Origin of the sequence: Actinomadura logoneensis (genome assembly GCF_003428695.1) — a bacterium.
Lineage (GTDB): Bacteria > Actinomycetota > Actinomycetes > Streptosporangiales > Streptosporangiaceae > Spirillospora > Spirillospora logoneensis.
This window is the reverse complement of record NZ_QURH01001000.1, coordinates 1-11,525: the sequence shown is the minus strand read 5'-3', so window position 1 is coordinate 11,525 and position 11,525 is coordinate 1. Positions and strand designations below refer to the sequence as shown.

Here is an 11,525-nt window from a genome sequence, read left to right as displayed (position 1 = left end):
GGTGCCCGCGCGGGCGCAGCCCGTCCGGCCCACCCGCCGGACCGCCCGCGCGGGCGCCCCGGGACCGCTCCGGACCCGCGCACACCTCCGAAGAGTTGGGTATTGCCCGGTCGTGGGCGCGGTCCCCCCAGCACAGAACTGATCCGTCAGACCCGCCGGTCCGTCCGGACCGGCGGCCCCACCCCACGAAGGAGGGGTCCGCACGATGTCGCCGAGCACCACCCCCGTCCAGGGCCGCGCGCCGCGGCGTCCGGGCGTGCTGGCCGTCGACGAGGGCACCACCGGGACCCGGGCGGGCGTCGTCCGGCAGGACGGCTCGGTGGCGCACGTCGTCTACCGGCCGATCGGCGTGGACCACCCCGACCACGACTCGGTGGAGCAGGACGCCGCCGAGATCTGGACCGCCACCCTGGCGGTCTGCCGGGAGGCCCTGGCCGCCGCGCACGCGGACGGCGTCGAGGTCACGGCCGTGGCGCTGTCCACGCAGCGCGCCACCGCCGTCCTCTGGGACCGCGCGACCGGCCGCCCGCTCGCCCCGGCCGTCGTCTGGCAGGACCGCCGGCACGCCGGCGACCTGCTCGCCTTCGAGGCCGACTGGGACGCCGACCTGCTCGCCCGGACGGGCCGTCCGGTCGGCAGCCGCTCGCCGTTCTACTGGGCGGCGCGGCAGATCGCCGGGAACCCGCGCGTCCGCGACGCCGCCGAGGACGGCCGCCTGCTGTTCGGCACGGTCGACACCTGGCTCGCCTGGAACCTCACCGGCGGGACGGCGTACGCCACGACCCCCACCAACGCCTGCTCCACCGGCGGCTACCTGCTGCGCGAGCACGCCTGGCACACCGACTGGATCGAACGGCTCGGGTTCCCCGCCCGGCTGCTGCCCGGGCTGCGCTCCGACGACGAGGTCCTCGGCGTGACCGACGAGGGCGTCCTCGGCCTCGCCGTGCCGATCGCCGCGTCCATGGGCGACCAGCACGCCGCCCTGATCGCGCTCGGCGGCCTGGAGGCGGGCGACGCCATGTGCATGTACGGCACCGGCACGTTCGCCGACGCCGCCACCGGCACCGAGGTCTACCCGCCCGTCCCCGGCGCGGACGGCGTCCTCGCGCACGTCGGACGGCGCGAGGGCGACACCACGCAGTTCAGCCTGGAGGCGTACTGCTCCACGACCGGCTCGGCGCTCCGCTGGTTCTGCGAGGACCTGGGGTTCTTCCAGACCCCGGCGGAGATCAGCGCGCTGGCCGCCCGGGCGGACTCGTCCGGCGGGGCGTGGTTCGTGCCCGCCCTCGCCGGGGTCCGCACCCCGCGCTGGAGCCCGCGCGCGACGGCCGCGCTGTCCGGGCTGACCCTCGCGACCGGCCGCGCCGAGCTCGCGCGCGCGGTCCTGGAGGGCATCGCGCACTCGGTGTGCGACCTGGTGGACGGCGTGACCGCCACCACCGGCGCGCCGCTGCGCCGCATCCGGGTCGGCGGCGGCGTCGCGGGCAGCGACACGCTGATGCAGATCCAGGCCGACCTCATCGGGCTGCCGCTGGAGCGCGACGCCGACTCGGCGACCGCGAGCCTGCGCGGCACCGCCTACCTGGCCGGGGCCCGGCAGGGCCTCTGGCCGTCCCTGCGGACCATCGTGGAGGCGCAGCCGGTCGGCCGCGTCTTCGAACCGGCGCTCGGCCCGGCGGAGCGCGACGGGAGGCGGGCCGCGTGGCGGGCCGTCCTCGCGCCGCGCCTCGCCGGGGCCGCCGGCGAGCACCAGACCGGCTGACGCGCCTCCCGAGCGTCCCGGCACCCGTGAACCACCCAGGAGTTGATGTCGTGATCACCATGCCCGCCCGCAGGCCGAGCCGGAAGGCGGCGGCCACCCGAGCCCGCCCGCTGGCGCTGGACCGCGCGTCCGCGCTGCGCCGGCTGGCCGACGAGTCCTTCGACCTGCTGGTGGTCGGCGGCGGCGTGACCGGCGCGTACACCGCGCTGGACGCCGTGTCCCGGGGCCTGCGGGTCGCGCTGGTCGAGAAGGACGACTTCGCGTCGGGCACGTCGTCGAAGTCGTCCAAGATGGTGCACGGCGGGCTCCGCTACATCGAGCAGGGCAACCTGGGACTCGTCCGGCACTCGCTGCTGGAGCGGCAGCGGTTCCGGAAGAACGCGCCGCACCTGGTGCACCGCCTCCCGTTCCTGTTCCCGCTGCTCAAGCGGGACGGCGTGTTCGACCCGCGGCTGGCCAAGGCGTTCGAGGGCCTGCTGTGGACCTACGACCTGCTCGGCGGCTGGCGGATCGGCCGGCTGCACCAGCGGCTGACCGTGAACGAGGTGCTCGCGCACGCGCCGACGCTGCGCGCCGAGCAGCTCACCGGCGGCCTGCTGTACTTCGACAGCCGCGCCGACGACGCCCGGCTGACGCTGACGATCGTCCGGACGGCGGCGGCGCTCGGCGCGACCGTCCTGAACGGGACGAAGGTCGAGAACGTCACGACGGACGCGTCCGGACGGGTGACCGGCGCGCGGGTCGCGGCGGACGGCGAGGAGTTCGACGTCCGCGCCGCGGCCGTGGTGAACGCGACCGGCGTGTGGAGCGACGCCCTGGACGCGATGGCCGAGCCGGGCCGCGACCCCCAGGTCAGGCCCGCCAAGGGCGTCCACATCGTGGTGCCGTGGAGCAAGCTGCGCATCGACTGCACCGTGACCGTCCCGATCCCCGGACGGGCCCGCCGCGCGACCTGCACCCGCTGGGGCGACGCCGTCGTCCTCGGCACCACCGACGAGGACTACCGGGGGTCGCTGGAGGACGTCCTGTGCACCAAGGAGGAGATGGACTTCCTCCTGGAGGGCGCGAACACGGCGTTCGACGTGCGGCTCACCCCGGACGACGTGCTCGGCAGCATCGCCGGGCTGCGTCCGCTGGTCGGCGGCAAGGAGGGCGCGACGCTCGACATGAGCCGCGACCACCGGATCACGGTCGGCCGGGGCGGCATGGTCACCGTCACCGGCGGCAAGCTCACCACCAGCCGCCACATGGGCGAGCTGGTCGTGGACGAGGTGATGAAGGTCCTGGGCCGCAAGGGCCGCAGCCGCACCGTGAACCTGCCGCTGCTCGGCGGCGCGGGCTACGACGCCGAGGCCGTCGCCGCGTCCGGCGGGATCGCCGCGCACCTGGGCGAGCGGTACGGCACCGAGGCCCGGTTCGTGCACGACCTGATCGCCGAGGACGCCTCGCTCGCCGAGCCCGTCGTCCCCGGGATGCCCTACACCAGGGCCGAGGTCGTCTACGCGGCGCGCTGCGAGCTGGCCCGGTCGGTGGACGACGTGCTGTCCCGCCGCACCCGCGCCCGGCTGTTCGGCCGGGACGCGTCCGCCGAGGCCGCCCAGGCCGTCGGCGAGCTGCTCGGCGCCGAACTCGGCCTCACCCCCCAGCAGATCGACGCGCAGGTCGCGGAGTACCGCGCCGCCGTCGCCCACGAGAAGTCCGTCCTGCTCGAAGGAGTCTCCGCATGATCAGCCGTCAGACGATCACCCACCCGTTCAACCGGGGCGACTACGTGGTCGGCGCGCCGAGCCCGTCCCGCTGGGCGAAGACGACGCCGGTCGGGGACGGCCCGGCGGCCCTCCAGGGCGAGGTCGTGACCGTCCCGGACGCGGTCGTCGAGGCCCTGCGCGGCGCGGCGAAGGCCGTCCACACCGCGCGGGACGAGGTCGTCGCCCGCACCCGCGACTGGTGGGCCGGGTCCATGATCGGCGAGACCGACGGGCGCCCCGCGACCCCGGACGCGGTGGTCGTGGAGGCCGCCGACGCCGACCAGGTCGCGGCCGTCCTGCGGATCTGCCACGAGCACGGCGTCCCGGTCACGCCGTCCGCCGGGCGCAGCAACGTCACGGGCGCGGCCCTGCCGGTGTTCGGCGGCGTCGTCCTGGACCTGTGCGGCCTGAACCAGATCACCTCCTTCGACAAGGAGTCGCTGATCGTGGACGTCCAGGCGGGCATGTTCGGCGACCTCTTCGAGAAGCAGTTGCAGGAGGAGTTCGGGGCGACGACCGGGCACTGGCCGTCCGCGTTCGCCATCTCCACGGTCGGCGGCTGGATCGCCTGCCGCGGCGCCGGGCAGCTCTCCACCCGCTACGGCAAGATCGAGGACATGGTGCTCGGCGTGGACGTCGTGCACGCCGACGGCACCCGCGCCACCTACGGCGACTACCCGCGCGCCGCGACCGGCCCCGACCTGCGGCAGCTCTTCGTCGGGTCCGAGGGCACGCTCGGCGTGATCGTCGCGGCGCGGCTGCGCGTCCACCCGCTGCCGGAGTACGCGAACGCGCTCGCGTTCGGGTTCGAGACGTTCGCCGAGGGCCTGGACGCCTGCCGCAAGATCCTCCAGCGCGGCGCGACCCCCGCCGTCCTGCGGCTCTACGACAAGCTGGAGAGCGGCGTCCACTTCGGCCACCCGGACACCAACCTGCTGCTCATCGCGGACGAGGGCGACCCCGAGCTCGTCGACGCCGGGCTGCGGATCAGCGACGCCGTCTGCCGCGAGACCGGCGGCGTCGAGCTGGACGGCAAGGCCGTGTTCGAGCGCTGGCTGGACGAGCGGATGCTGGTCGGCAAGTCCGCCGACGGGTTCAAGCCGGGTCCGGGCTTCGTCGCCGACACCCTGGAGATGGCCGCGTCCTGGACCGCCCTCCCGGCCGTCTACGACGACGTCGTCGCCGCGATCCAGGCCGTTCCGGGCACCCTCGCCGCGTCCGCGCACCAGTCGCACGCCTACACCGACGGCGCCTGCGTCTACTTCTCGCTGCGCGGCGACGTGGACCCGGACAAGCGCCGCGACTGGTACCGCGCCGTCTGGGACGCCGCCAACGGCGTCCTGATCCGGCACGGCAGCGCGATCAGCCACCACCACGGCTGCGGACTGCTCCGCGGCCCGTACCTGGAGGACGCGCTCGGCGCGGGTTTCGCCACGTTCAGGGCCGTCAAGGACGCCCTGGACCCCACCGGCATCCTCAACCCTGGCAAGCTGGGACTTCCCAGCCGTTTCGGCACGTCACCGCTGCACTAGGCGTGCCGGCCCACACCCGCCACGGGGGCAGAACATGAACTCCAGCAGGCCGTCCGCCGCGTCCGCCGTCAACCAGATGCTGCCCCGGCTCGCCGCGGCACTGCACGAGGTGCCGGTGATCGGCTCGGTCGTCGGCACCCCACGGGTGCGCGACTTCGCCGAGTCCCCGGCGCACGTGTGCATCCTGGCGTCGGTGGCGGTCGGCCGGCTCGGGGGCGTCCTCGCCGCCCTGCGCGGCGCGGGCAAGACCGTGTTCGTCAACGTGGACAGCTGCCCCGGTCTCGCCCAGGACCGGGGCGCGCTGGAGTTCCTGCGCGACAGCGGCGCGCAGGGCGCGGTGAGCACCCGGCTGTCGCTGGTCGAGAAGGGCCACTCGCTCGACCTGCTCACCATGATGAAGGTGTTCGTCACCGACCGGTCCAACCTGCGGCGCAGCCTGGACGCGGTGTCCCGCGGCCGGCCCGACCTGGTCGAGGTGATGCCCGCGCCGATCGCGGCGCGGCTCGACCCGGAGGCCAAGCGCCTGCTCAGCCCCTACGTCGCGGCCGGCTTCGTGGAGACCGAGCGCGACGCCGCCGCCGCGCTCGCCCTCGGCGCGTCGGCCGTGGCCACCTCCGACCCCCGGCTCTGGCGGCTGCGCCGCGAGCAGCTCGTCGGCTCCCCCGGAGCGGCGGGCGCGGCCGGGACCGCCCCCACCGAGAAAGGCAACGCATGAGTTTCGTCGTCGTCGCCCGCTACCTCGCCCGCCCGGGTGAGCGGGACGGCCTGCTGCCCCTGCTGGACGAGATGGCCCGCGAGTCCCGGAAGGAGCCCGGCAACCTCGCCTACCGCGCCCACGTCGGCACCGAGGACGACCGGCTCGTCGTCCTGTACGAGGAGTACGTCTCCGAGGACGCCTTCACGGCGCACTGCGAGACCGAGCACTTCCAGCGGATCGTGCTCGGGCAGATCGTCCCGAGGCTGGAGAGCCGCGAGGTGTACCGGCTGAGCCCGCGCGGGGAGGCGTGATGCGGACGAGGGCGGCCGTCCTCCGCGAGACCTCCCGTCCCCGTCCCTACTCGGCGAGCGCCCCGCTGGGCATCGAGGAGATCGAGATCGGCGCGCCGCGCGGGGGAGAGGTCCTCGTCCGGATCGCGGCGGCGGGGCTGTGCCACTCCGACCTGTCGGTGGTGAACGGCGACCGGGTCCGTCCGCTGCCGATGGCGCTCGGCCACGAGGCCGTCGGCGTCGTCGAGCGGGTCGGGCCGGGCGTGCGCGGGCTGACCGAGGGGCAGCACGTCTGCCTGGTGTTCGTGCCGAGCTGCGGACGCTGCAGGCGCTGCGACGAGGGCCGTCCGGCGCTGTGCGGGAAGGCGGCGGCGGCCAACGGCGCGGGCGCGCTGCTGCACGGGCCGTCGCTGCTGCGCGACGCGTCCGGGGAGCTCGTCCACCACCACCTGGGCGTCTCGGCGTTCGCGCAGCACGCGGTCGTCGCCGAGGAGTCGGCCGTGCCGATCCCGGACGACGTGCCGTTCGAGGTCGCTGCCCTGTTCGGCTGCGCCGTCCTCACGGGGGCGGGCGCGGTGGTGAACACGGCGGCGGTCCGTCCGGGCCAGTCGGTCGCGGTGTTCGGGCTCGGCGGCGTCGGCCTGTCGGCGGTGCTCGGCGCGGTCGCCGCCGGGGCCTTCCCGGTCGTCGCCGTGGACCCGGTGCCCGCCAAGCGCGAGCTCGCCCTGCGGCTCGGCGCGCACCACGCGTTCGCCCCGGACGAGGCGGAGGCCGCGATCCGCGACCTCACCGGCGGCGGCGCGGACGTCGCGGTCGAGGCCGTCGGCAGCGCCGCGGTCATGGCGGGCGCGCTGCGCGCCGTGGACCGGGGCGGCCGGGTCGTCTCGGTCGGGCTGCCCGCGCCGGACCGGACGCTGGACGCCGTCCAGGCGCTCGCGTTCGCCGGGGAGGGCAAGTCGCTGCTCGGGTCCTACATGGGCGACGCCGTGCCGCGCCGCGACATCCCGCGCTTCATCGACCTGTGGCGCGCGGGCCGTATGCCGGTGGACCTGCTGCACACCGGCTCGCTCCCGCTGGACGACCTCAACCACGCCCTGGAGTCCCTGGCGGAAGGCCACGCCGTCCGCCAGCTGGTCCTGCCGTAGCCAGCCGCGTCCCGGCCCCGGCGGACGGAGCCTCCTGGGCCGGAAACCGGCAAATAGGGAGATGTCGGGCGGGTGGACGGTGGCGCAGCATGGGGTGACGGACCCGTCGCGGAGAGGGAGGCGATCGTGCCGGTCATCGGTTCGCTGCGCAGGCTGGTGCTGGCGCCGTCGCTGGAGAAGGTGAGCTTCGCCGGGCGGGGGTTCCCGGTGACGCCGTCGGACGCCACCGAGCGGTTGGAGGCCGTCCCGCGGGCGGTGGTCTGCGGGTTCGAGTGGGGGATCGACGCGCGGAGCCAGTGGGAGCTGGAGCGCCGGCTCGCGCTGGTGGACGCCGAGCAGCGCGGGTTCGCCTACGAGGGGGCCACGATGGCCTGCTCCGTCCTGGACGCGATGGGCCCCCGGCGCGGGAACCGCACCCGGGAGCTGCTGCTCGGGCCCGGCCGTCCGCACATCTTCCTCGCCTACATCGGGATCGGGTTCGCGATGGCGCGGCTGCCGCGCGTCCTGTGGCGCAAGGTGGCGCCGGACCTGCCCGCCGACGGCGGCTACTACCCCGAGATGTCCTGGCTCGCCGTGGACGGCTACGGCTTCGACCTCGCCTACTTCCGGACGCGCCGCTGGGTGGACCGGCAGGAGCGGCCCGCCCCCTACCCGTGGGAGGGGGACGCCGACTACTTCCCGCGCGCGGTGGACCAGGGGATCGGACGCGCCCTCTGGTTCGTCCACGGCGGGAACCCCGGCGACGTCGCGGCGGCCGTGCGCGCCTTCGCGCCCGGACGGCACGCCGACCTGTGGTCGGGCGTCGGGCTCGCCGCCACCTTCGCGGGCGCCACCGGCGCCGCGGGCTTCGACGCGCTGCGCCGCGAGGCGGGCGACCACTGGCCCGAACTCGCCCAGGGCTCGGTGTTCGCGGTCAAGGCCCGGCACTACTCGGGGTTCGTCCCCGAGCACACCGCCGTCGCCGCCGAACGCCTCGCCGGGCTGGCGGTCGAGCGGGCCGTCCACCTCGCCGACTCCACGGCCGTCCCCGCGTCCGCCGCCGGGACGGCGCCCGCCTACGAGCTGTGGCGGCGCAAGGTGCGGGACGCGGTGGGAACCGCGCCGGTCACCGGCTGAACGCCCTTTCTTCCAGATTGCCCGGACGGCCCGGGGAACGGCACCGACCGTTTCCCCGGGCCTTTTTCTGTGCCTCCGGCCGCGCAGCACACTGGAAGTAGACCCTTGCGAAATTGCTGCCCAAGATTGTGAGCAGATTGGCACGGGCAAAAAGATCATTCGCATGACCGAGCCATTCTGAAGTGACTTCCGCTATGTCACCGCGTCCATCCGGCGGACGCCCGACCGCCGGTCTCCCGTCCCCCGAGGGAAAAGGAAACGATGTCATTCTCCAATGCCCGCATGAGAGGGCTGGTCCCCGGCGCCGTCGTGCTGGCCGCGGTCCTGGTGCTCTACTTCGCCGCCCGGCTGCCCACGGCGTCGGGAGCGGAGCGGGAGCGCATCGCCTCCCGCTACTCCTTCGCCGAGCAGCCCATCGCCATGCCCGCCGGCTACCGGCCCGACCGCACCGTCCGCGACGTGAACCCGGCCTACCGGCACATCCGGTCGTGGATCTCGTCGGTGGGCGCGGCGGTCGCGATGACCGACCTGTGGGGACGGGGCCGCGCCGACGCGCTGTGCCTGGTGGACCCCCGCAGCGACCAGGTCGTCGTGACGTACGCGCCGACCGCGCCCGCCGCCGACCGGTTCGCCCCGTTCACCCTGTCCGGCGCGCCGCTCCCGATGGACGCGTCCATGGCCCCCATGGGCTGCGCGCCCGGTGACTTCAACCAGGACGGCCGGACGGACCTGATGGTCTACTACTGGGGCCGCACGCCGATCCTGTTCCTGGCCAAGGCGAGCGCGACCGCCCCGGGGCCGTCCGCCTACGCGCCCGCCGAGCTCGTCCCGAACCAGTCCCCGGACGGCCGCTACCACGGCCCCCGCTGGAACACCGACGCGGTGAACGTCGCCGACTACGACGGGACCGGCCGTCCCCACATCCTGGTCAGCAACTACTTTCCTGACTCCGACGTGCTGAACCCGCACGCGCAGAACAACGTGACGATGAACTCGTCGATGTCCAACGCCAAGAACGGCGGCGGCTCGCACGTCCTGCGCTGGTACGGCGCGACGGCCGGTGACCGCCCGGCGGTCCAGTACGTGGAGGAGAAGGGCGCGATCCCGCCCAAGGCCGCGACCGGCTGGACGCTCGCCGCGTCCAGCGCCGACCTCACCGGCGACGGACGGCCCGAGCTGTACCTCGCCAACGACTTCGGCAAGGACCACCTGCTCTACAACACCTCCACGCCCGGCCGGATCGGCTTCACCGAGGCGAAGGGCAAGCGCGGGCCCACCACGCCCAAGTCGTTCGTCATGGGCAAGAGCTCGTTCAAGGGCATGGGCGTCGACTTCGGCGACCTGGACAACAAGGGCCGCTTCGACATGGTGGTCAGCAACATCACCTCCGCGTGGGGCCTGGAGGAGAGCAACTTCGCCTGGATCAACACGGCGAAGAACCCGGCCGACGCCGCCCGCCGGATGGCCGACGGCGACGCGCCCTTCGCCCAGAAGGCCGAGCAGTACGGCCTGGCCTGGACGGGCTGGGGCTGGGACGTCAAGACCGGCGACTTCCGCAACGACGGCAACCTGGAGATCCTCCAGGCCGAGGGGTTCGTCAAGGGCGACATCAGCCGGTGGCCGTGGCTGCAGGAGATGGCCATGACCAACGACCAGGTGTACACGAACCCGGCGATGTGGCCGCACGTCCGGCCCGGCGACGACGTCGCGGGCGACCAGCCGATGGCGTTCTACACCCGGCGCACCGCCAAGCCGTCCGGCAAGTTCGTCAACGTCACCTCGCAGCTCGGCCTGGACGCGCGCATCCCGACCCGCGGCATCGCGATCGGGGACACGCGCGGCGGCGGGACGCTCGACTTCGCCGTCGCCCGGCAGTGGGGGCCGCCCGCGTTCTTCGTCAACAACAGCCCCGGACGCGGCAACTACCTGGAGCTGAACCTGGTCCGCCCGGTCGCGGGCGCCAAGCCGGGCCGCAACCTCACCGGCTACGGGACGCCCGCGTACGGCGCGCAGGCCGAGATCCGCACCGCCGACGGCCGCACCCAGGTGTCCCGGCTGGACGGCGGCGGCGGGCACAGCGGCAAGCGCAGCCTCCAGGTGCACTTCGGGCTCGGCGCGGACTCCCGCCCGGTCAGCGTCCGCCTCCAGTGGTGCGCGGGCGGCCGGATGCAGGAGCAGACGCTCACCCTCACCCCCGGCACGCACACCCTTTCCCTGGACCGCACGGCCGAGGAGGTCGCGACGCGATGACCACCACCGTCCAGCCCGCGGGCAGCGCCCCGGCGCCCGCGCCGGAGGCCGCCAGGCCGGCCCCGGCCAAGGCCGACCCGCGCTACACCGCGCTGCGCAACTTCGCCATCTCGCTGACCGTCTTCAACATCCTCGGCTACACCGTGCTCGGCTTCGAGCAGCCCTGGCTGTGGCCGTTCCTGGCGCTCGCCACCGGCTACACGACCGAACTCGTCCTGGAGGTCATCGGCGCGTGGGCCGAGCGCCGCGCGCCCCGGTTCCGGGGCAACGGCCCGCGCGGGGTGTACGAGTTCCTGCTGCCCGCGCACATCACCAGCCTGGCCGCGAACATGCTGCTGTACGCGAACGACAAGTGGTGGCCGATCATGTTCGCGGTCGTCGTGTCGGTCGGGCAGAAGCACGTGCTGAAGGCACCGATCGCGGGCCGGTGGCGGCACTTCATGAACCCGTCCAACTTCGGCATCACGCTGACGCTTCTGCTGTTCGGGACGTGGGTCAGCATCGCCCCGCCGTACCAGTTCACCGAGTACGCCAACAGCCTGTTCCGCATCCTGATCCCGGTCGTCATCGCCACCGCCGGCACCGTCATCAACGCGATGCTGACGCGGCGCGTGATGCTCATCATGGGATGGATGGGCGGCTTCGCGATCCAGGCGCTCGTCCGGCACTGGATCTGGGACGTCGCGCTGTTCTCGGCCCTCGGCGCGATGAGCGGCGTGGCGTTCATCCTGTTCACCAACTACATGGTCACCGACCCGGGCACGACGCCGTCCAAGCCCCGCCAGCAGTTCGTCTTCGGGGCGGGGATCGCGACGGTGTACGGCGTGCTGATGGTCGCGAACGTGACCTACACGCTGTTCTACGCCACCACGATCGTCTGCGCCCTGCGGGGGCTGGGCTGGTGGGTGGCGCACCTGCGCGGACGGCGTGCCCGCGCGGCGGCCGGCGCGGGCGCCGGGACGGGCGGCACGACCGCGGGGACGGC

The 11,525-nt window shown here is 74.2% G+C and carries 9 protein-coding genes; all 9 read left to right on the top strand.

Translation table 11 applies throughout. From position 1 onward, the window contains the following. Positions 1 to 205 precede the first annotated feature (205 nt). Positions 206 to 1,762 (top strand): FGGY family carbohydrate kinase, encoded by a 1,557-nt coding sequence (locus DZF91_RS34300; protein WP_117361197.1) that lies wholly within the window; start codon positions 206 to 208, stop codon positions 1,760 to 1,762. Positions 1,763 to 1,821: 59 nt separating this feature from the next. Then, complete coding sequence (locus DZF91_RS34295; protein WP_199487092.1) at positions 1,822 to 3,489, top strand: glycerol-3-phosphate dehydrogenase/oxidase; 1,668 nt, start codon at positions 1,822 to 1,824, stop codon at positions 3,487 to 3,489. Beyond that, positions 3,486 to 5,042 (top strand): FAD-binding oxidoreductase, encoded by a 1,557-nt coding sequence (locus DZF91_RS34290; RefSeq protein ID WP_117361194.1) that lies wholly within the window; start codon positions 3,486 to 3,488, stop codon positions 5,040 to 5,042. Before DZF91_RS34295 ends, DZF91_RS34290 begins: the two co-directional genes overlap by 4 nt. Before the next feature lie 34 nt (positions 5,043 to 5,076). Next, on the top strand, positions 5,077 to 5,757 hold the full coding sequence (locus DZF91_RS34285) for a glycerol-3-phosphate responsive antiterminator (protein WP_117361193.1): 681 nt from the start codon (positions 5,077 to 5,079) through the stop codon (positions 5,755 to 5,757). After that, positions 5,754 to 6,050 carry a putative quinol monooxygenase gene (locus DZF91_RS34280; RefSeq protein ID WP_117361192.1) on the top strand — a complete coding sequence of 99 codons (297 nt, stop codon included), beginning with the start codon at positions 5,754 to 5,756 and terminating at the stop codon, positions 6,048 to 6,050. Before DZF91_RS34285 ends, DZF91_RS34280 begins: the two co-directional genes overlap by 4 nt. After that, complete coding sequence (locus DZF91_RS34275; RefSeq protein WP_117361191.1) at positions 6,050 to 7,174, top strand: zinc-binding dehydrogenase; 1,125 nt, start codon at positions 6,050 to 6,052, stop codon at positions 7,172 to 7,174. The genes DZF91_RS34280 and DZF91_RS34275 overlap by 1 nt, the downstream gene beginning before the upstream one ends. A gap of 126 nt (positions 7,175 to 7,300) precedes the next feature. Then, a complete protein-coding gene (locus DZF91_RS34270; RefSeq protein ID WP_235834768.1) occupies positions 7,301 to 8,290 on the top strand; it encodes a DUF1702 family protein in 990 nt (329 codons plus the stop codon). Between the two features lie 282 nt (positions 8,291 to 8,572). Next, complete coding sequence (locus DZF91_RS34265) at positions 8,573 to 10,540, top strand: CRTAC1 family protein (protein WP_235834767.1); 1,968 nt, start codon at positions 8,573 to 8,575, stop codon at positions 10,538 to 10,540. Continuing rightward, on the top strand, positions 10,537 to 11,525 hold a 989-nt coding region (locus tag DZF91_RS34260; RefSeq protein ID WP_117361189.1), incomplete at its 3' end, for an enediyne biosynthesis protein. The genes DZF91_RS34265 and DZF91_RS34260, both read left to right, overlap by 4 nt.